The sequence below is a fragment of the uncultured Roseibium sp. genome (assembly GCF_947499295.1).
Classification (GTDB): domain Bacteria; phylum Pseudomonadota; class Alphaproteobacteria; order Rhizobiales; family Stappiaceae; genus Roseibium.
Window position 1 is genome coordinate 143,726 of the sequence record NZ_CANMNP010000001.1, and the last position, 21,481, is coordinate 165,206.

At 54.8% G+C, this 21,481-nt stretch carries 18 protein-coding genes; 9 read left to right on the plus strand and 9 right to left on the minus strand.

Features of this window, described 5'->3' with window-relative positions; genetic code table 11:
- Positions 1 to 74 precede the first annotated feature (74 nt).
- On the minus strand, positions 75 to 1,856 hold the full coding sequence (gene aspS, locus Q0835_RS00670) for an aspartate--tRNA ligase (protein WP_298957806.1): 1,782 nt from the start codon (positions 1,854 to 1,856) through the stop codon (positions 75 to 77).
- 180 nt (positions 1,857 to 2,036) lie between these two features.
- Positions 2,037 to 2,369: a helix-turn-helix domain-containing protein gene (locus Q0835_RS00675; protein WP_298814320.1), complete on the minus strand. Its 333-nt coding sequence runs from the start codon at positions 2,367 to 2,369 to the stop codon at positions 2,037 to 2,039.
- 112 nt (positions 2,370 to 2,481) lie between these two features.
- Here Q0835_RS00675 and Q0835_RS00680 point away from each other — a divergent pair, with 112 nt between their 5' ends.
- Positions 2,482 to 3,594 (plus strand): NADH:flavin oxidoreductase, encoded by a 1,113-nt coding sequence (locus Q0835_RS00680; RefSeq protein ID WP_298957808.1) that lies wholly within the window; start codon positions 2,482 to 2,484, stop codon positions 3,592 to 3,594.
- 299 nt (positions 3,595 to 3,893) lie between these two features.
- On the opposite strand, the gene Q0835_RS00685 is transcribed toward Q0835_RS00680, so the two are convergent.
- Positions 3,894 to 4,520 (minus strand): ParA family protein, encoded by a 627-nt coding sequence (locus Q0835_RS00685; protein WP_298814322.1) that lies wholly within the window; start codon positions 4,518 to 4,520, stop codon positions 3,894 to 3,896.
- Between the two features lie 143 nt (positions 4,521 to 4,663).
- On the opposite strand from Q0835_RS00685, the gene rnd reads away from it, so the two are divergent.
- A complete protein-coding gene (gene rnd / locus Q0835_RS00690; protein WP_298814323.1) occupies positions 4,664 to 5,848 on the plus strand; it encodes a ribonuclease D in 1,185 nt (394 codons plus the stop codon).
- A gap of 204 nt (positions 5,849 to 6,052) precedes the next feature.
- Here the strand turns inward: rnd and Q0835_RS00695 are convergent, their stop codons facing one another.
- The 4 genes from Q0835_RS00695 to Q0835_RS00710 form a co-directional block, all read right to left on the minus strand.
- Positions 6,053 to 7,582 (minus strand): Ppx/GppA phosphatase family protein, encoded by a 1,530-nt coding sequence (locus Q0835_RS00695; RefSeq protein ID WP_298957810.1) that lies wholly within the window; start codon positions 7,580 to 7,582, stop codon positions 6,053 to 6,055.
- Position 7,583: 1 nt separating this feature from the next.
- Entirely contained in the window at positions 7,584 to 9,806 is a 2,223-nt protein-coding gene (locus Q0835_RS00700) for an RNA degradosome polyphosphate kinase (protein WP_298814328.1), read from the minus strand.
- A gap of 121 nt (positions 9,807 to 9,927) precedes the next feature.
- Positions 9,928 to 10,608: a DnaA/Hda family protein gene (locus Q0835_RS00705; protein WP_298814330.1), complete on the minus strand. Its 681-nt coding sequence runs from the start codon at positions 10,606 to 10,608 to the stop codon at positions 9,928 to 9,930.
- A 6-nt stretch (positions 10,609 to 10,614) separates the two neighbouring features.
- Positions 10,615 to 11,712 (minus strand): AI-2E family transporter, encoded by a 1,098-nt coding sequence (locus Q0835_RS00710; RefSeq protein WP_298814332.1) that lies wholly within the window; start codon positions 11,710 to 11,712, stop codon positions 10,615 to 10,617.
- Between the two features lie 231 nt (positions 11,713 to 11,943).
- Here Q0835_RS00710 and purM point away from each other — a divergent pair, with 231 nt between their 5' ends.
- The 3 genes from purM to Q0835_RS00725 all read left to right on the plus strand — a co-directional run bounded on the left by purM (position 11,944) and on the right by Q0835_RS00725 (position 14,810).
- A complete protein-coding gene (gene purM, locus Q0835_RS00715; RefSeq protein WP_298957812.1) occupies positions 11,944 to 13,020 on the plus strand; it encodes a phosphoribosylformylglycinamidine cyclo-ligase in 1,077 nt (358 codons plus the stop codon).
- Entirely contained in the window at positions 13,017 to 13,667 is a 651-nt protein-coding gene (purN, locus tag Q0835_RS00720; protein ID WP_298957813.1) for a phosphoribosylglycinamide formyltransferase, read from the plus strand. Before purM ends, purN begins: the two co-directional genes overlap by 4 nt.
- A gap of 246 nt (positions 13,668 to 13,913) precedes the next feature.
- On the plus strand, positions 13,914 to 14,810 hold the full coding sequence (locus Q0835_RS00725) for an SIR2 family protein (RefSeq protein WP_298957815.1): 897 nt from the start codon (positions 13,914 to 13,916) through the stop codon (positions 14,808 to 14,810).
- 71 nt (positions 14,811 to 14,881) lie between these two features.
- Here Q0835_RS00725 and Q0835_RS00730 read toward each other — a convergent pair whose 3' ends face one another.
- Positions 14,882 to 15,778 (minus strand): amidohydrolase family protein, encoded by an 897-nt coding sequence (locus tag Q0835_RS00730; RefSeq protein ID WP_298957817.1) that lies wholly within the window; start codon positions 15,776 to 15,778, stop codon positions 14,882 to 14,884.
- Between the two features lie 236 nt (positions 15,779 to 16,014).
- On the opposite strand from Q0835_RS00730, the gene Q0835_RS00735 reads away from it, so the two are divergent.
- Complete coding sequence (locus tag Q0835_RS00735; protein WP_298957819.1) at positions 16,015 to 16,980, plus strand: DUF808 domain-containing protein; 966 nt, start codon at positions 16,015 to 16,017, stop codon at positions 16,978 to 16,980.
- Positions 16,981 to 17,134: 154 nt separating this feature from the next.
- Here Q0835_RS00735 and Q0835_RS00740 read toward each other — a convergent pair whose 3' ends face one another.
- Positions 17,135 to 17,860 (minus strand): GntR family transcriptional regulator, encoded by a 726-nt coding sequence (locus tag Q0835_RS00740; RefSeq protein ID WP_298957821.1) that lies wholly within the window; start codon positions 17,858 to 17,860, stop codon positions 17,135 to 17,137.
- Positions 17,861 to 18,127: 267 nt separating this feature from the next.
- Between Q0835_RS00740 and Q0835_RS00745 the strand changes: the two genes are divergently transcribed.
- The 3 genes from Q0835_RS00745 (at position 18,128) to Q0835_RS00755 (ending at position 21,478) form a co-directional block, all read left to right on the plus strand.
- A complete protein-coding gene (locus Q0835_RS00745; RefSeq protein WP_298957823.1) occupies positions 18,128 to 19,120 on the plus strand; it encodes an ABC transporter ATP-binding protein in 993 nt (330 codons plus the stop codon).
- 67 nt (positions 19,121 to 19,187) lie between these two features.
- Positions 19,188 to 20,480, plus strand: coding sequence for a substrate-binding domain-containing protein (locus tag Q0835_RS00750; RefSeq protein ID WP_298814356.1), 1,293 nt, complete (start codon positions 19,188 to 19,190; stop codon positions 20,478 to 20,480).
- A gap of 68 nt (positions 20,481 to 20,548) precedes the next feature.
- Positions 20,549 to 21,478 carry an ABC transporter permease gene (locus Q0835_RS00755; RefSeq protein ID WP_298957825.1) on the plus strand — a complete coding sequence of 310 codons (930 nt, stop codon included), beginning with the start codon at positions 20,549 to 20,551 and terminating at the stop codon, positions 21,476 to 21,478.
- Positions 21,479 to 21,481 lie beyond the last annotated feature (3 nt).

The following is a 21,481-nucleotide window of genomic DNA, read 5'->3' on the forward strand; positions in this document are numbered from 1 at the left end:
TACCGGCCCCGCAGTCCCTCTCGTTGCTAGAGGGGTACTCTTAAAGTGCGGTTTCCTGCAAGTCGCCCCTTTGCCTAAGCTTCTGGCAAATTAAGGCGCAAATGCAAATCTCGGAGCTGCGCAGGCGTCGCGTCGCTTGGCGCACTCATCATCAGATCTTCCGCTTTCTGGTTCATCGGGAAGAGCATGACTTCGCGGATATTGGCTTCATCCGCAAGCAGCATCACCATGCGGTCGATACCGGCTGCGCAACCTCCGTGCGGCGGAGCACCATACTGGAACGCGTTGACCATGCCACCGAACCGGTTGTTGACTTCCTCAGCAGGATATCCAGCAATCTCGAACGCTTTGTACATGATTTCCGGCTTGTGGTTCCGGATGGCACCGGAAACGAGTTCGTGACCGTTGCAGGACAGATCGTATTGCCAGCCAAGAACTTCCAGCGGGTCGCCTGCCAGCGCTTCCATGCCGCCTTGCGGCATGGAGAAAGGGTTGTGCTCAAAGTCGATCTCGCCGGTTTCCTCATCCCGTTCATAGATTGGGAAGTCGACAATCCAGGCAAACTCAAATCGCTCCTTGTCGGTATGACCGAGTTCCTCACCGATGATGACACGCGCTTTCGCGGCAACGGCGGTGAACTGCTTCGGCTTGCCGCCCAGGAAAAAGGCCGCGTCGCCGACCTCAAGACCCAGCTGAACACGAATGGCTTCCGTGCGCTCCGGACCAATGTTCTTGGCAAGCGGACCAGCGGCCTCCATGGATCCGTCTTCGGCCTTGCGCCAGAAGATGTATCCCATGCCAGGAAGGCCTTCGCCCTGCGCGAACTTGTTCATGCGGTCGCAGAACTTGCGGCTGCCGCCTTTCGGTGCCGGAATGGCACGAATCTCGGTTCCCGGCTGCTCCAGGAGATTTGCAAAGATTGCAAAGCCCGATCCGGCGAAATGCTCAGATACAATCTGCATCTTGATCGGGTTTCTGAGGTCCGGCTTGTCTGTGCCGTACCAGAGTGCGGAATCCTTGTAGGAAATCTGCGGCCAGTTGCGGTTGACCGGTCGTCCCTTTCCGAAACGCTCGAAACATCCTGCAATCACCGGCTCGATTGTGTCGAAGACTTCCTGCTGGGTAACGAACGACATTTCCATGTCGAGCTGATAAAAATCGGTCGGCGACCGATCAGCACGCGGGTCCTCGTCCCGGAAACACGGGGCAATCTGGAAGTATTTGTCAAAGCCGGAAACCATCAGCAGCTGCTTGAACTGCTGAGGAGCTTGCGGGAGCGCGTAGAACTTTCCCGGATGCAGACGAGACGGCACCAGAAAGTCACGCGCACCTTCCGGCGAAGAAGCCGTGATAATCGGTGTCTGGAATTCGTTGAAGCCGATATCCCACATGCGATCCCGAAGATCACGCACCACGTTCGACCGCAGGATCATGTTGTCGTGCAGCTTTTCGCGGCGCAAATCGAGGAACCGGTACTTCAGACGAACTTCTTCCGGGTAGTCCAGCTCACCAAAAACGGGCAGCGGCAGTTCCTTGGCCGAACCGAGTACTTCCATTTCGCGGATGAAGACTTCGATTTCACCTGTCGGCAGCTCGGAATTGATGGTTTCGTCTGTCCGCTTCTTAACATTGCCGTCGATGCGGATGCACCATTCGGAGCGAACCGTCTCGGCAAGTCCAAAGGCGTCCGAATCAGGGTCAACGACGCACTGTGTCATGCCGTAATGATCGCGCAAATCGATGAACAGCACCCCGCCATGATCTCGGACCCGGTGGACCCAGCCGGAAAGACGGATGGTCTGGCCTTCGTCGGTCAGACGGAGATCACCGCACGTGTGACTACGGTAGGGGTGCATTCTTGTTCCTCAACATTCTTCTTGGCATAGAAAATCATTACGGCCCGCCAGAGGCAGGCCGTGTCGGGCTGCACAAGCCATGTTGCGGAGCGAAAGTCAAGGGAGACACGGCCGTGGCCCCCGGGAGTTCCTGATCGTTTACCTCACAGCTTTCTCGCTGCTAAGTCTATTCCCGTCTTCTCACTCTTGCTGACGCTGTTCCAGGTATTCACGGGACCAGTCTTCCAACAGGTCCAGAATTGGCTTCAGCCTTCTGCCATGTGAACTCAAGCTGTATTCCACCTTGGGCGGAACCTGAGCATAGACTTTCCGTTCGATGATACCGCTCTCTTCGAGTTCCCGCAGCTGCTTGGTGAGCATGCGTTGTGAAATCGATGGAATCATCCTGTGCAACTCGTTGAAACGAATGGTTTTCCGGCAAATGCACCAGAGGATCATGCCCTTCCACTTCCCGCCGATAACGCCTAGTGCAGTTTCGGTCGGGCAAAACATCGGATCGGTCAGCGTTCCCATAACAAGTCCCAATAGTTACCCTTTTGTATGTATATGCCAAAATATTGCGTACTTGTCAGAAAATCATGCGCTTTCTACCTCTTGAGCATCACGTTCAACAGACGGAAAAATCATGTCCGACCAATCTGCACTCCTGAGTCCGGCAACTATCGGGTCAAAATCATTTTCAAACCGACTGGTGCTTGCTCCCATGTCACGCGCATCCGCTAAACCGGATGGTACTCCAACGCGTGAAATGGCCAACTACTACGCTGACTTTTCGCGCGGTGGGTTTGGTTTACTGATCGCTGAAGGAGCTTTCGTGGACGACATCTGTTCGCAGTGTTACGGCAATCAGCCCGGCCTTGTAACCAACAGTCATGAGGCTGGCTGGCAGACCGTTGTCGAAGCTGTCAAACGGGAAAATGGCAAGATCATACTGCAGCTCATTCATGCCGGTGCGGTGTCGCAATCCGTAGAGACGACCTTTGCGCCTTCGCCTGTGCGCCCCAGGGGTCAAATGCTGCAAGGGTATGGGCCCCGACAAGGACACTATGATGTGCCCCGTGAGCTGTCGGTGAATGACATTCTTTCAATAGGTTCCGCCTTCGTTGAGGCAACCATGCGGGCAGAAGCCGCAGGCTTCGATGGCGTGGAGATCCACTGCGCGAACGGATACCTCCTTGATCAGTTCCTCACACCGGAAACAAATCTTCGCAGCGATACTTATGGCGGGAAGCTTGAAAATCGACTGCGACTGACAACCGACATTTTATCGATGGCTCAACAAAGAGCCTCACCGGACTTTATCGTCGGTGTGCGCTTGTCCCAGGCCAAGGCAACCGTTCAGGACTATTTCTGGCCGAACGGCCTCGAAGATGCCCGCGTGATATTCAGCGAGGTTGCTGAAGCTGGAGCGGACTACATTCACCTTGCAAGCGAAAAAGGCGGATACACCTATCACAGTACAGCAAAGACAGGTGAGAACCTCACGGCCTTTGCACGCAGCTTGACGGGCCTGCCTGTCATTGCCAATGGCGGGCTTCAGGACATTGGTTTGGCGAACCAAATCATTGAAGACCAGCTCGCGGACTTTGTGTCCATCGGCAAGTCGGCCATGCTTAACCCAGACCTTCCGAAAAAGATTGCATCAGGTGCGCCACTTCGCGATTTCACGTTCGACATGTTCAAGTACGGAGTCTCGGTCAATGCACAGCTCAAATGGGAGGCTGAACAGCACGCATGACGCAATCCGCAAACTTGTTCACACACGTTTTGCGGTTTGTCGCCCAGGATCACACTTGCCCCGGATTTTTCCGGGGCAATGCTGTCATGCCTTACATCCATGCGAAAAACACGGCGGCTATCACAAAAGGAAGACGACACGTTCAGCTTGGAAAGCTCCAGACCGATAGGCTCGCAGCTCTGTTAAATTCATCGCCGCTCCTACCGGGATTGCGATGAGCACCAAGGCATTTCAGATACAATCGAAATCGCTTTCCGCGACTCAGCGGTCAGATGATTACGCGGCAAAACCAGAAAGCCCTACGTATCCACCGCCTGAAGAAGTGGATGCCATTGGCCACGGATTTCATGGGACTTGTTGTCCATCACATCAAAGACACCTGTCCCCGCGGCTGCGTGACGCGCATAAAGAACACGATCGGAAATTCTGGCCAACAGCGGGTAGCCCTTCTTTGAGAGGGTCTGTTCAAGGTCGGCGACCTGTGTTGACCGCCTGTTGATTCGATTGGCCACCACGAGAATCTCAGCTTTGCCTTTCCGAACACGTTTGATATCCGAAATTCCGTCGAGGAATTTCAGTGTTGCATTCCAGTCAAACGCGCTTGCCAGAACCGGGACCACAATGTCGGTTGCTTCGGCAATCAGGTTCTTGGCAAGTTCAGATCTCAGGCCTCCCGGCCCGTCGATCACAATCGCATCCAGGTTCTTGTCCTTTTCTCCAATCGCGCTTTCTTTTGTCCAATTCAAAGCTTCAATCTTGTTGAGATGTTTGGGACGGCGTTTCACCCAAGCCAATGCGGATTTCTGACGATCCGCATCGGCGAGCGCTACATCTTCGCCGCGGGCGGCGAGTGCAACGGCGAGATTCGTGGCGACGGTTGTCTTCCCGCAGCCCCCTTTGGAATTCACCACAAGTATCTTGCGCATATACACTTCCCAGTCCCGACAGGTTTTGCTTCAGCTCATGTCAACATAGGCGCACATTTTGCGCCTTTTCAAGTAGAGTGCTGTCCAAAAATGCCATTTCGTGGCGACAAAGCGGCAGAACTCAGGTATAGCTGAACGTCACCATGCATGTGATTACAAAAACAAAAGACCTCGCCGCTGCCTGCCAGCGCCTTGCAGCAAATGACTACGTTACGGTAGACACGGAATTTCTCCGTGAAACCACTTTCTGGCCCAAGCTCTGCGTTATTCAGATGGCTGGACCAGATATGGCCTTCATAGTCGATGCGCTTTCCGAAGGGCTTGATCTGGAACCCTTTTTCGAGCTCATGCGTGATGCAAGCGTGACCAAGGTGTTCCACGCAGCGCGTCAAGATATTGAAATCATCTACCACCTGGGCGAACTCATCCCGGCCCCTCTGTTCGACACTCAGGTCGCAGCGATGGTGTGTGGCTTTGGCGACTCAATTTCATACGATCAACTTATCTACAAGGTTACCGGTGCCCGGATTGACAAGTCCTCCCGTTTCACTGACTGGGCCCGGCGTCCTCTTACAAACAAGCAGCTTGACTATGCACTTGCCGACGTCACCCATCTACGGGACGCCTATCAGTTCCTGAAGGCGAACCTGGCCGAACAAAACCGCAGTCACTGGGTTCAGGACGAAATGGAGGTGCTGACGTCTGTCACCACCTACAGAACCGTTCCAGAACAGGCATGGAAACGGCTGAAGCTTCGGGTGCGCAAGCCCATCGAATTGGCCGTTATGATGGAAGTTGCAGCCTGGCGTGAACGGGAAGCCCAGTCCCGAAATGTGCCGCGCAGCCGGGTTGTGAAGGACGATGCAATCTACGAGCTTGCTGCACAGCAGCCACAGGACACTGAAGCGCTCGGCCGTTTGAGAACCATTCCCCGAGGTTTTGAGCGTTCCAAATCGGCCGACGAGATCCTGAAGTCCGTTCGCAAAGCGCTTGCTCTTCCAAAAGAAAAATTGCCAACATTGCCCAAGGGTCGCCAAGCGCCTGACGGATCTGCGGCGGCGGTCGACCTTTTGAAAGTCCTTTTAAAGCTTGTCAGCGAGGCCAATGGCGTTGCCGCCAAGGTGATCGCAACAGTCGATGATCTTGAGAAGATCGCGGCGGACGATGCTGCGGACGTTGCCGCCATGAAAGGATGGCGCCGGGAGCTCTTCGGAGAAACCGCTTTGAAACTTAAGCGCGGCGAAGTCGCCCTTGCGTTCCAGAACCGTCAGATTGTCGCTCTCGATCAACCAGCTCCGGCTGAGCCCAAAAGGCAAGCGGCGGAATAAGCCGCCGAACGCTGTGCCGTCCTACGAACGGCACAAGACCTAGACGGCCTATACCAACCTCAGCAAAATAGAACCTATTCGATGGATTTTCGGGTTCGCCGGCAAGGAGTGGCGCGCAGATCGGCCTGGTTGGCCGATCAAGCGGCGTGACGCAGTCCGGTGGACCTGAAAAACTACCTGAGGCCGCGACATGAGAGTGCGTTCCTATTTGTTTAGGCCGGTATCAATCTCAACTGTGGCGCTGATTGCCTTGCCAAGTTGAGCTGCACGCTTTCGCAGGCGTTCGCCCTCTAGATCCGCTAGTTTCTTGCCAAGGTCGAGCGAAATGCCTCCCGCGATGGATGAGATACCCACTTGCGGTAGCGTGCCAGCCATGGAGGCGCTCAGGAGCGATGCAACACGCAGCGTTGCACCCAGTACCTTGGCTCGAATACGCAGTCGGTCCGTGAACAGCTGCCGGATCACGGAAGACAGAGCTCCTTCTCTCAAGCCCTGGTGCCGGTAAAAGACAGCCGCCGCCAGATACGCCCGGCTCGCATGATCCAGCCCGACAAACGAGGCGTTGGAAATAATGTTCAAACTCTGCTCGCCACGATAGTCCGGATGTGCGCGCCAGCCGATGTCGGACAAAAGGCAGGCGGCGTGACGCAAGCGTGTCTCGTTGGCGGTTTCCTCGATCTCCAGAACCTTGAACAGCTTGTCTGTCCAGGCAATCAACTCCTCTGCATGCTCTGGCGATCGGGCACGCAAGACACAAAGTTCACGTGCTGCCTCGATGACAGGATCCTGGGACTGCATGTCTGCAGGCAAGGTTTCGTGCAGGAGACCTTCGCGCACTCCGGTGGCCGAGAAAATCACCCGCTCGGCCTTCATGGCCGTCAACACCTGTTCCAGTACCACTGCACCGATCGGCACAAGCGGTCGGCGCTGTTTAGAGATGATTTCCCCTTTGTCGACGCCGTCCAGATTAGGCACTGCAACCTTGCGGCAGAACTCGATCGCCTCTTCCGCAGCAATTTCGTAATTGTGCATAACGTGCAAGGGATAGTCATTCTGCATCAAATGCAGCCGCCCCAAAGATCGCCAAGTTCCACCAACCGCGTAAAAGGTGCGTTCACCGGGGGCAAGATCCGGCCAGTCGTAATCGCTCAATGCTGCTTCGGCAATCTTCACTGCTTTGGGTATCTTGCCATCCGCTTCTTCGGAAAGACGCAATCCGCCAAGCGGGAAAGTGGACCCTTTCCCCGGCAGGTTCTTGTCGATCTCAACGAGTTCCAGGCTGCCGCCACCCATATCGCCGACAAGTCCCCGAGGCTGCCAGAAGCCGGCGATCACGCCGAGGGCCGAGTAGTAGGCCTCTTCATTTCCGTCAAGAATACGGACCGGCGATTTCAGGAAGGCTTCAACTTCGCTCACAAACTCAGCGCCATTGGCCGCATCCCGCGCCGCGGCAGTTGCAACGACGTAGGTCTCCTGACACCCAGTGTGCTCGATCAATGCTTTGAAGCGGGCCAGTTCGTTCAAGGCCAGGTTCACGGAATCGTCCGCCAAGCGCCCTGTTGCAGCAACCCCTCGCCCCAACCCGGCAAGCAGCTTTTCGTTGAAAAGCATGGTGGGAGTGCGGGCCTTGCGTTCGTAAATCACGAGACGCACGGAATTTGAGCCGATGTCCACAACCGCGATCGGTCCGGACCCGTTGAGCCGACCTCGTGCCGGCTGAAACTGGGCGTTCATACTATCCTCGTTTTTGCCGTTCATTGAACGGCTTTGGACGATCGCTCTTCAACGACTTGCCGCGCCCAGACAGGGACGGATTCGTCATGAAATACTGATGGGCATTGAACGGGTCTTCATTTGCGCCCGGTACGATGCGCTCGTGCCGTCCGTTCGAAAGAATTCGCCAGCTCTGCTGGTTGTCTTTCAGATTGGCGACCATGATCTGGTCAAGCACCTGTTCATGAACGGTTGCCGTCAACAAAGGCGTCAGCACTTCGACACGACGGTCGATATTGCGCGGCATGAGATCAGCTGAACCGATATAGACATGTGCTTCCGGCGAAGGCAGTCCCTGTCCGTTGCCGAAGCAGAAAATCCGCGAATGCTCCAAAAAGCGCCCGACGATAGACTTGACCCGGATATTTTCAGACAGGCCCTCAATGCCCGGCCGCAGGCAGCAGATACCCCGGATGATCAGGTCGATTTGAACACCCGCCTGGCTTGCCCGGTAGAGGGCATCGATGATTTCCGGATCTACCAGAGAATTCATCTTCATCCAGATCTGCGCAGGACGACCAGCTTTGGCGTGTTCAATTTCCGCCTCGGTCATTTCCAGCATGCGCTGGCGTAAATTCACGGGCGATACCATCAGATGGTTCAATTCGGCCGGCTGAGCATAGCCTGTAATGAAATTGAAAACTCTTGCCGCGTCCTCGGCAATGCCGGGATCGTCAGTGAAGAACGACAAATCCTCATATATCCGCGCGGTGATCGGATGATAATTGCCGGTCCCGATATGGCAGTAGGTCTTGAGCTGTCCGTGTTCCCGCTTGATGACCATTGAGAGCTTCGAGTGTGTCTTCAGCTCGATAAAGCCGAACACGACCTGCACGCCTGCCCGTTCCAGGTCCCGCGCCCATTTGATGTTGGCCGCTTCGTCAAAACGCGCCTTCAGTTCCACCAGCGCTGTGACGGACTTTCCGGCCTCGGCCGCCTCGGCCAGAGCTTTGACAATCGGCGAATTGTTGGAAGTTCGGTAAAGCGTCTGCTTGATGGCGACCACATCCGGGTCCCGCGCGGCCTGACGCAAATATTGCACAACCACGTCAAAGGACTCATAGGGGTGGTGAACGATGATGTCCTTCTGATGAATGGCAGCAAGACAATCACCGCCATGTTCCCGGATACGTTCAGGAAAACGCGCCGTATAAGGCTGAAATTTAAGGTCAGAGCGTTCCAGGTCGACGATCTGTGACAGGTTGTTCAGTGCGAGCAAACCATTGGCAAGAAAGATTTCGCTTTTACCGACATCAAGGGCATCGGCTACAAACTCGCGCAAAGCCGGCGGGGTTGTCTCCTGGATCTCAAGCCGGATCACAGATCCACGGCGGCGCCGCTTCAGGGCGCTTTCGAAAAGCCGCACCAGATCTTCCGCTTCTTCCTCAATCTCAAGGTCACTGTCACGAATGACGCGGAAGGCCCCCTTGCCGCGGATTTCATAGCCTGGAAAAAGCCTTCCAATGAAAAGGCTGACCACTTTTTCGATAGCGATAAACCGGGCGGCGCCGTCCTCGCCTCCTGGCAGTTTGACAAACCTGTCCACCTGGTTGGGAATTCTGAGAAGCGCGATCATGCCCCGGCCACCGGACACAGGAACCAGTTCGAAGACGATGGAGAAGCCGAGATTGGGAATGAATGGAAACGGGTGCGCCGGGTCGATGGCCAGAGGTGTGAGAACCGGAAACACAAATTTCAGGAAATAGTCCTGCAGCCAAACCCGCTCGCTTTCACCGAGCGTATCACGCTGAATAATTTCGATCCCTTTTTCGGCAATCTCCCGGCCCAGTTCACCCCAGATCTTTTGCTGCGATGCCTGGAGTTCGCGAACGGCTTCGCTAATTTTTTCCAGTTGTTCGGTCGGTGTCAGGCCGTCATCGGACAGGTTGGTAACTTCCGCCCTTTGCTGTCCACGCAGACCGGCGACACGAACCATGAAAAATTCATCGAGATTATTGGCTGAAATCGACAGAAACCGAACCCGTTCAAGCAACGGGTGATTGGGGTTCATGGCTTCTTCAAGAACCCTCAGGTTGAACTGCAACCAGGATAACTCGCGGTTCATAAACCTTTTTGGAGAAAGCGCGAGATCTTGTCCGCTGCCTGCACCGTCCGACTTAATACGCGGATCGGGAACGACTTGAGACGAAGGCAAAATGTCCGAAAGATCCGTGGCTTCGTTCATGTCACTTTCCATCGTAAGGCATTGCGACACCCACATCCAACACGGGGTGCTTGCCTCTCGTAGCCGTGACTAACATGGACTGCTCCGCTCGCAAATGACAGTTCTTTGTGCTGCCCGCAGATTAATGGCCTTTATGCACATTTTCCAAAACCCTGCCCGCGAGCGGCTTGGTGATCTTCACCCGTCCCGCCAACGCTTCCCGATCAATAGCCTCAACAGCGCGCAAGGCCACTTCAAGCGACCGCTCCATTCGGACAACCAGATAGTCGATCACGCTGATTTCCACCGCGATCTGACGGTCGGCAAACAATTTCACGAGGACCCTGCGAAGCAAGTCATCATCAGGTTCCTGAATTTCAACGGGTGTTGCAGCACGCAGACGGGAAAGGAGATCAGGCAACCCGATTTTCCAGCTCGCTGGCCATGTCCGACTGGTGATCAGAACAGAGTTCTCCGCCTGTCTGGCTGCATTGAGAAGATGAAAAAGTGCGGTGTTGTCGACACCCAGATGTGCATCTTCAACGACCGCTGCAGGCGCGGACGCAAGCCATTCCACATCGTCTTCCTTCAGATCAAGCGCCTGAATGACAGCAGCGCCCGTCTCATCCCGAAAGGCATTGACCAGGTGGGTTTTGCCAGCACCGACCGGGCCAGCCAAAACGACAACAGGCGATGGCCAGTCGGGCCAGCGCTCCAAAAGCTCGAACGCAGCTCTGTTTGAGCCGCCGACCAGATAGTCGTCGCGGCTCAAGGCTGCTTCATGCGGCAGGTCCAGCGGCAGCTGGCGCGGAGGTTCCGCCATGTTCGGTTACTCTGATACCTTGTCGTCACCAACCGGCGTTGCCCGGCCGATGCCCTTGTACACCGGGCTAGCGAGATACTGCTTCAATCCGAAGCGCGCAAGCACACCGATCATTGCTGCTGCAGGAACTGCAACCAGCATCCCCACAAATCCAAAGAGATATCCAAAGGCAAAAAGCGCAAACATCAGCGTGACAGGATGCAATCCAGTGCTGTCGCCCACCAACTTCGGTTGCAAGATATTGCCTTCCAGAAACTGTCCGACCCCGAAGATTGCGGCAACTGCGATGATCCATGGCCAGTCCGGCCAGAACTGAACCAGCGCAACACCGATGGAAAGCACAAGACCCAGGCCCGCCCCGACAAAAGGGATGAAGCTCACGAGACCTGCGGCCATGCCAATCAAGAGGCCGAAGTTCAGGCCGACAACGGCAAGAGCGATCGCATAAAAAGCGCCGAGGATAAGGCAGACCGACACCTGACCCCTGACGAACCCGGCAACCGCGCCATCCATTTCTGCCGCAAGACCGCGGATTTCATCCAGATGATCTCGCGGTATCCACCCATCAATGCGCTCCACCATTCGGTCCCAGTCGAGAAGAAGATAAAACGCGACCACAGGCGTGATGACAAAAAGCGAAAGGATCGACAGCAAAGCCTGACCACCGCTCCACAGGGATTGTGCCAATTTGCCGACAAAACTCGCGCCCTGCCCGATGAGATCCGACATGGAAGACTGCAAATCTTCCGGATTGATTCCGGCCACGGTTGCCAAATCAGCTGGAAAATACTCCGACAGCAATGTCTGCAATTTGCGCACAAGATCAGGAAACCGTTCCAGAAAAAGTGCGAGCTGATTGCCGAGCAAGGGCAAGATCAAAATGAAGAAAAGCACCAGAAGGAAGACGAACGCGAACAAGATCGTCAAGGTGGCCCACATCCTGGCCATGCCCAGCTTCTCAAGCCGGTCGCACACCGGATCCAGCAAGTAGGCTACCGCCATTCCTGCCACGAACGGCAGCAACACACCTGAAAAGACATAGAGAAACAGGCAGAATACAGCGAGGGATATCAACCAGAACTGAACCTGACGGCGAAGGGTCATGAATGGCGCTCCTCAAACGGCACACTAGAAACGGATCAAAGCCAACTCAGATGGGATTATACGCCGGCAACGGTCAAGTCCAGTGGCGAGACCAGACGCTCCGTTCGCGTAATCGAACCCAAGCATTGGGGCAAAGCGTGGAGCAATGCCCCCTCACCTCTTGTGTTCCGCAGCGCCAGAGGGTAAGCCGCGTTGGCATAGCCACCTGCCTGAAATGTCTTGGAGCGCCTTATGAGCCAATCCTCTGGGTCCAACGGTCTGACCTATGCCGATGCCGGGGTCGATATCGACGCCGGAAACGAACTGGTGAACCGCATCAAGCCCTTGGTCAAAGCGACTTCCCGACCAGGCGCGGACAGCGACATTGGTGGCTTCGGCGGCCTGTTTGACCTGAAAGGCGCTGGATTTACAGATCCGATCCTGGTTGCGGCCAATGACGGTGTCGGCACGAAACTCAAGATCGCCATTGAAACCGGGCAACATCGCACAGTCGGCATCGACCTGGTTGCCATGTGCGTCAACGATCTTGTTGTGCAGGGTGCCGAACCGCTTTTCTTTCTCGACTATTTCGCAACAGGTGCACTTGATGTTGAAACGGCAAGTGATGTCGTTGCCGGCATCGCGGACGGCTGCAAGCTGGCCGGTGCCGCTTTGATCGGCGGTGAGACGGCGGAAATGCCCGGCATGTATGTCGAAGGCGACTATGACCTTGCGGGTTTTTCGGTCGGAGCAGTTGAACGAGGCGCGATCCTCCCACGCAAGGATGTTGCCACAGGAGATGTTCTTCTTGGATTGACCTCCTCCGGTGTCCACTCCAACGGGTTCAGCATGGTGCGAAAAATCATCGAACTCGCTGGTCTTACCTGGTCAGACGCTGCCCCATTTGCTGCAGGCAATACCCTTGGCGAAACGCTGATGGAACCCACAAAGATCTACGTCAAACCGCTGCTGTCAGCCTTAAAAGCCACGACTGGCATAAAGGCTCTGGCTCATATTACAGGTGGTGGATTGCCAGAGAACCTTCCGCGCGTACTGCCTGACAATTCTTCGGCGCGCATCGATCTTTCAGCCATCAACGCCCCTGCCGTTTTCAAATGGTTGGCCGACACCGGTGGTGTGGCCGAAAAGGAAATGCTGCGCACGTTCAATTGCGGGATAGGCATGGTTGTTGTTGTGGCCGAAAACGAAGCGGACGAGATTACGCGCGTTCTGCAGAGCGAAGGTGAACAGGTTGTGCGGATCGGCGGCATAGAAGCGGCAGGCAGCGCACCGGTCGAATTCGAAGGCAGCCTGGGCTTTTCTGCATGACCCGCAAAAAGACAGCCGTTTTGATTTCCGGTCGTGGCAGCAACATGAGCGCCTTGATTTCGGCGGCAATGGCGCCGGACTATCCGGCGGAAATCGCACTGGTCTTGTCCAATCGCCCCGAAGCCAAAGGGCTGCAGCACGCAAGCGAACTAGGTATTGCGACAGCGGTAGTCGATCACAAGGACTTTTCAGGAGACCGGGAAGCCTTTGAAAGAGACATCGATGCGGTTTTGAAGGATCACAAGATTGAGCTCGTCGCTCTGGCAGGCTTCATGCGGATCCTCACTCCCTTTCTGGTCAATGCCTGGTCGAACCGCATGATCAACATACATCCAGCGCTTCTACCGTCCTTCAAAGGACTTGCAACCCACGAACGTGCATTGGAGGAAGGCGTCAAACTTCACGGCGCAACGGTGCACTATGTTTCGGCAGAAATGGATGACGGGCCAATCATTGCACAAGGCGCCGTCCCAGTCCTCGATGACGACACTCCTGATGCGCTTGCCGCACGTGTTCTGGAAGTCGAGCACCGGATTTATCCGAAAGCACTGGAACTCGTGGCTTCCGGAAAAGCGAAGGTCGCAGGCGCCCGCGTCACGACTGGAAGCACGAACGGTTCGCAGACCGACAAGCTGGTCTGGCCATAAACGCTTTCCCGGCCATTTCTCGTTGCCTTTATGTGTCTTTGGTTCGGTGAACCTCAACAGCGTTTTGGCCGGATTTCCCTGTCCGGTTCAAAGGTCGGCTGATCTTCTGCTCTTCACATTCTAAAGTTTTGCGTTTCCTGTCTTTCAAGACATCGGTTGATCGACATACGTTTGAAAGCGAACTGGTTTCGAAAGACCGGTGGTCTTTGAATTGAGCGCTAGGCCTTTAACCACGGGAGGCGGACATTGCCATTGCTTGAAGACGCACTTGTGAACGACTTGAAACCGGCTTTGTTGATCGGCAACGGTATAAACCGATATGGCGGATCGCAAGACGCAAGCTGGGAAGGCCTGTTGAAGAAACTCTCCGGTCAACAGGGACTTTCCCTGACTGAAGACGAGATGAGGGAGATGTCAAACACCGAGTTTTTCGACATCCTGGACCTTAGCAGACCGCTTGAAGAAAAGGTGTCGTTGCAAAAGACGTTTTGTGACCTGATGACGGATTGGCGACCTAGCGCGCATCATGCAAAGATTGTGGCCTGGGCGAAAGCCAAACGTGCACCCATCATTACCGTCAATTTCGATGAAAACCTATCCAGGTCGGTCGACGCCAAATTCATTCGGTCGAATGCGGGTTTCACCGACTACTATCCCTGGAGTTCCTATTTCTCGGACCAGGCAATCGACACCCCCCGAAACAGTTTCGCGATTTGGCATGCTCACGGGATGATGCGGTATCGCCGAAGCATTCGCCTCGGTCTGACACACTACATGGGCGCGGTTCAACGTGCGCGCCATTGGGTCTATTCTGGGAACGGATTACGGCGCAGTGCCAAAGACCAAACATCAACTTGGCGCGGTGCAGACACCTGGCTCGATATTCTATTTCATTCACCGCTGCTCATATTTGGGTTCGGCTTCGGCAAGGACGAAAATTTCTTCAGGTGGCTCTTTCTGGAACGCGCCCGGTTTCATCGTATGGATGAAAGTCTCCGTCAGCCCGCCTGGTTCATTGATGTTGAAAATGCAAGCAACAAGCACCGGCGTCCATTTTTTGAGCGCCTCGGCATGCAGTTTGTAACCGTGCCGACCTATTCTGACATTTACGACGCGTCTTTCTGGAACACTTCATCCACTTGAGCGAATAGGATTGCTCTGGGCGGCCCTGCTCAACAAAATCCTATGAAGACAGGGCGAGACCAGTCTAACCCTCAACGCGTTCCGACAAGATCGGGTGTCACTTCCCGCCCGAAAATGCGTTCGGCATTTTTATAGGCGATCTTTTCCGCAACTGACCTTGGGAGCATCGCAAGCCAGCGTCGATTGGATGCCATGATGTCGGAATATTTGTCCCATTGGGCGTTGACCCAAGTGTCGCTTCCAATCATCAAACGGTCTTGAAAATCAAAAACGATTTCCGCCCATTCAGGGTCAAGACTGCTGCCTGAACCTGCAATTTCCCATTCACGCAAGGATGTGTCTGCAAGCAATGTCGGAAAGTCCGACATCAACTTGTGCACATCGGGCGCTGCTGTACTAAGGCCCGCGTGTGCCCAGATAATCTTCACATCCGGATCGAGCGAATAAAGCCACCGCACCGGTTCGGCTCCTGAGTGAACATGCAGGTAAATGTCCCGCTCCCGCGCCATTTCGATGACTTTCCGAAAGAGCGCTTCATCAGAGGTATCCAGCCGATGGATGTGAAACTCGCCGATCCCTTCATGCGGGTACTGTTCCAGCCGGCGTTGAAGATAGGTATCCATGCCTTGCATTTTGGTCCAATTTCCGGACCCGGCGCTGCCGTGATAGGGCCTCAACTCCGGCACAATGCGGTTAGGCGCATGTTCCCAGAGCATGATCGTGCCCTCGTCAGGCGTTGAAGAAACCAGAGCCATTGCGACACCGTTTTCGTCCATCAATTCGATCACGCTTTCAACCGGATATCGCTCCCATGCAGGTTCCTTGTAATGCATGTGCGCGTCAAAGAGCGGGAGTTCCTTGACGGCATCCCCGATGGGTTCATCGGCCCACACGAGCGGGCCAAGGGCGAACATGAATGCAAGAAAGCCGAAAGCCGGGAGAATATTGCGGATCAGTTTCAGACACATCAGCTCAACTTTCGTGCATCGGTGCTACGGGAGGTCCAGCGTAAACACAAAGACCATCCAAGGTCACGTTACAGAAGTTTCTATCATGTGACGAAGACCAGTAGGTGCGTACGATGCGCTTCATCTTTTTCTTGTTTGAAGCGCAGGTCTTGTGGAAAAAATTCAAGCTGGCGGTTAAATGCTGCTAAACACGGTATCTAGTACGAACATTTTTTAATTGCACATTTGGAGCTGTCATGAGCGGATTGCTTGCCCTTCTGGATGACGTTGCCGGAATTGCCAAAGTTGCCGCAGCATCGGTTGATGACGTTGTCGGCCAGGCAGCCAAGGCCGGAGCAAAGGCAGCAGGCGCGGTCATTGACGACGCAGCGGTTACGCCGAAATATGTGGCAGGGTTTTCTCCGGCCCGCGAACTCCCGATCGTCTGGCGCATTGCCAAGGGATCGATGAAGAACAAATTGATTTTTCTTCTGCCCGTTGGCTTGCTGCTCAACACTTTCCTGCCATGGATCATCACACCCCTTTTGATGATTGGCGGAGCGTATTTGTGTTTTGAGGGAGCGGAAAAGGTCTATCACCTGTTCCAGCCCAAGCACCACGATGCAGATGAGCCGGAAGGATATGTACCTGATCCCGTCCATCTGGAAGAACAGAAGGTGTCAGGCGCAATCAAGACAGATTTCATCCTTTCTGCTGAGATCATGACGATTGCACTGTCAGAAATCCCGGACAGCAATATCTGGATGGAAGCCGCGACACTTGCCGTCGTCGCCATCGGCATCACAGTGCTCGTCTATGGTTCCGTCGCTCTGATCGTAAAGGCTGACGATGTCGGGCTTCACATGTCCAAAGAAGGCAGCCTGGCCCTTACCCGGGCCATTGGTCTCGGCATTGTCAAAGCCATGCCCGGCTTCATGAAAATACTTATGGTGGTTGGCACTGCCGCCATGTTGTGGGTCGGAGGTTCTATCGTGCTGCATGGCACCGAGGTCCTCGGGGTCGGAGGGCTTTACCATATCATCCACAATATCAGCCATGGCGCAGCCCATGCAGTTCAGGTTGCGCAAGGATTCGTGACCTGGGCGGTTACGGCTGCACTAGACGGCGTTTTCGGCCTTGCGCTCGGTCTGGCGCTGATCCCGGTCACAGACAAGATCATTCTGCCTGTTTTCAAGCTCTTCAAAAAACCGGCAAAGGTCTAAACTCATTGACGAATTTCATGCTGTTGCAAACTGCGTCGGTGACCCGGTGACCGTTCTGGACTGGGTCCAGAGCACCTGTTAGCCAATCGATGCAAAGATGGACAGGGATGCGCGCTCGGTGTCCATTCGATCAGGAATGCGGCTCTGTGAAGAGCTAGTCGTCTTGCAGCGCCTGACTGAGCGATAGACCCCGGTCTGACTTTGACCTGAGATCCAGGCCCGAATGCAGGTCGATGATGTGACTTTTCTGGATACTTTCGGCGGCTCCCGCATCCCGTTTTTCCAGAGCATCCATCAGCGCATGGTGGGAGTGACTTTCACACGCAGTGTCAGATCGTTTCCAGTAGAGCGCAATCACAAGCGAAGAACGTGAAATCAGGGACCTGACCATGCCGGCAAAAACCCTGTGATCGGCGACATCCGCGATTTCTGTATGAAAGCTGCCGGAAAGTGACAAAGCCTTTCCCATGTCTCCGTCATGAAGCGCTTGGTGCTCTGCTTCCAGATGCGCGTAAAGGCGCTTGATCTGTGCATCAGTGATCATGTCTGCGGCCAAGCGGGCAACCGCAGGTTCGATCAGGGCACGCGCCTGAAATACTTCGTGCGCCTCCTGGACCGAGGGTTTTGCCACAAAGGCGCCCCGGTTCTTTTCGATACTGACCAAACCCGAATGGGCCAACGCCTGAAGCGCCGCCCTTACGACAGTACGGCTGGCGCCATAGATCTCCCCAACCTCGTCTTCCGACAACTTCAAACCCGGCACCAACTTGTGCTCCAGGATTGCCGAATGCAGGCTGCGGCAAATTTCCAGCGCGCGCCCCGGTGGCAGGGCGATCACCTCGTGCAAATGGCTGCTATCGCTGAGAGCGGCGTTGGTCATGATCTTTGTCGTTGTTTGATTGGCAGGAAGGATCAAGCAATGAACCGATCCTACTCTTCATGCACATTCACCACAACGAAATATCGTATACAATTTTTGAGCAATATGTATTCGATTTGCTAATTTGTTGTGCACTCAAATTCATCACTCGTGAGTGTGCCTGTCTCTTACCCCTCTTTTTTGGCTGAATTCCGCCGCTCTTTGAGATTGGCACGACGCTTGCTGACTTCCTGTCCGAACACGACATTCACGCGGAGAAGCCCGGACATGGCAACACCCCTTGATCTGGAACTTGTGGCAGCAACCAAACAGTATGGGGAAACGGTTGCAGTCGACGCCCTCGACCACAAGTTCGTAGCTGGGTCATATTCCTGTCTGCTTGGTCCTTCCGGCTGCGGCAAATCCTCCACACTGCGCATGATTGCCGGGCATGAAAGTGTCTCGTCAGGTGACATTCTTTTGGCCGGCAGCAATATCACCGACTTGCCGCCGGCGCGCCGCGGCACAGCGATGATGTTTCAGAACTACGCGCTGTTTCCGCATCTCAGCGTCATCGACAACGTTGCTTTTTCCCAGAAGATGAAAGGGGTCGACAAGCCGGTGCGGCTCAAAAAGGCGCGTGAATTGCTTGAGCTGGTGGATATGGACGCCTATGCGGAGCGTCTGCCCTCGCAACTATCAGGCGGGCAACAGCAGCGTGTCGCACTTGCCCGCGCCCTCATAACCGAGCCGACGGTATTGCTGCTTGATGAACCGCTCTCCGCGCTCGATCCATTCTTGCGCATCAGGATGCGCCTTGAACTCAAACGGCTTCAACGTGAACTGAATATTTCGTTCATTCATGTGACACACAGCCAGGATGAAGCATTGGCACTTGCCGACGACATCATCGTGATGAACGGCGGCAAGATTGAACAAGCCGGACCGCCTCAGGTCGTTTTCAATACACCGGCGACCGAGTTTGTCGCGCGCTTTATCGGTGGTCACAACGTTCTGAAACAGCAGGGCAAACCGATTGCCCTGCGCGCTGACAGGTTGCTGGTAAACAAGTCGGCAGAGAGCGAGAGCACCCTTCTCAGCGCAATTGTCAAGGATGTCGAGTACCTCGGTTCAAGCGTAAATCTGGCTCTGGATGCAGGCGGTGCCGGTGAGCTGACCGCGGCTCTGACCGACGACGCATTTTTCAATGATCCAATCGAAATCGGCACAACCGTCTTTCTGACCTGGAAGCCGGAAGATGCTCACGAGCTGGCGGCGTAAAGCCACCAATCACGGCTCTTTTCGTCGGAGCCGAACAAAACTCCAGAGGGGAACAGGAGTAGGACTGATGACTAAGAAACTGACTGAAAAAGGTATTAGCCGGCGCAACATTCTGAAAGGTGGTGCCGCCGCGACCGGTGTAGCTCTTGGATCCGGAGCCATCACGGGCTTTCCAACCATCTGGGCACAAAACATCAAAGACGTGACACTGCGCCAGTTCGGCACCGGGGTCTCCAACCTCAACGAGGTTGCTCAGAAGGTGAAGGAAGATCTCGGCTTCACCCTGGAAATGACGGCGCTCGATTCTGACGCGGTCACACAGCGCGCAGCTACTCAGCCGGACAGCTTCGATATTGCCGATATCGAATATTGGATCTGTAAAAAGGTGTGGCCGACCGGCAACCTTCAGGCCATGGATACCACCAAGATCAAGAATTACGACAAGATTGTCGGTATCTTCAAAAGTGGCAAACTGACACCGGAATCGACTATTGCACAAGGCACCGCGCCGCATACGGTTGGCTTTGTCGATGGTCCGGACGGCAACACTTTTGCTACCGAAGAAACAGGTTGGATGACCCTCATTCCAACGATCTACAATGCCGATACGCTTGGCATTCGTCCCGATCTGATCGGACGCCCAATCGGTAGCTGGACAGAACTGCTCAACCCGGAGTTTAAGGGTAAAGCGTCGATCCTGGACATCTCGTCCATCGGCATAATGGACGCTGCAATGGTTTGCGAAGCCATGGGCGAAATCCAGTATGGTGACAAGGGCAACATGACGCGTGAAGAGATCGACAAGACCATGGCGATCTTCACCGAAGCCAAGAAAAACGGTCAGTTCCGCGCTTTCTGGAAAACATTCGATGAGAGCGTCAACCTGATGGCGTCTGGCGAAGTGATCATTCAATCCATGTGGTCGCCTGCAATCACAGCCGTGAAATCTCGCGGTATTCCGTGTGTCTACCAACCGCTGAAAGAAGGCTACCGTTCCTGGGGCGGTGGCATCGGATTGTCGAAGAGCCTGTCCGGCCTCGAGCTGGAAGCCGCCTATGAATACATCAACTGGTACCTTGATGGCTGGGTTGGCGGCTTCCTCATGCGCCAAGGCTATTATTCCGCTGTCCCGGAAACGTCCAAGAACCACATGGACGAAAACGAGTGGGGTTACTGGTTCGAGGGCAAGGAAGCCACTGGCGACATCACCAATCCGTTCGGCGATGTCCTGGCAAAGGCCGGCGAAACCCGCGACGGCGGTTCCTTCCTGGAGCGTATGGGGGCGGTTGCCTGCTGGAATGCTGTCATGGACGAGAACCAGTACATGGTTCGCAAGTGGAACGAATTCATCGCTGCTTGACTTTCGACCGGCAAATGCGCTCGGGGCCACGGCCCCGGCGCAATCTCCCTCAATCGGACCTGGGCTTAATGACAGACCAGACGCATCTCTTCATTCCCGTTGAAAAAAACGACAAGAAGTTGTCCAGGGGCACCCGCCGGCAAAAGGGCCTGCCTGACGCGGTATCCGGCTGGCTGTTGTCCTTGCCGCTTGCGCTGGTGCTTCTGTTTTTCCTTGTCCTGCCTATTGCGATGATCGTGGTTGTCAGTTTTTGGGGTGCCACCGAGTTTTCAATCTACCCGGCCTTCCTGTTTGACAATTACGAGTTTCTGCTGACCTCGCCTGTCACCTATCAGGTTTTCCTGAACACCGTGAAATACGCTCTGATCACCTGGGCCATAACACTGGTTTTGGGGTTCACGGTAGCCTATTTCCTGGCCTTTCATGTCCGTTCTTTGACATGGCAAATTGTGTTGTTTCTGCTCTGCACGATCCCTTTTTGGACATCCAACATTATTCGCATGATCTCCTGGATCCCGTTTCTGGGCCGGAATGGCATTGCGAATTCCACGCTGATTTCAATGGGTGTTATCGATGAACCCCTTGAATGGCTGTTGTTTTCCGATTTCTCGGTAATCCTGGCTTTCGTGCACCTTTACACGCTTTTCATGGTGGTGCCGATTTTCAACACGATGATGCGAATCGACAAGTCCTTGATCGAAGCAGCCTATGACAATGGCGCAAGCGGATTTCAAACACTCACCAATGTGATCATCCCGCTGACCAAACCGGGCATCATGATCGGGTCGATCTTCGTGGTCACCCTTGTCATGGGTGACTTCATAACTGTGCGCTTCATGTCCGGCAGTCAGAAAGCCAATGTCGGGCGCTTGATATCGAACGATATCGCGCTGCTTCAGTATCCCTCAGCCGCAGCAACAGCCGTGATCCTGCTGGTCACGGTGATACTTGTGATCGCAATTCTCTTGCGGTTCGTCGACATTCGGAAGGAGCTTTGAAGA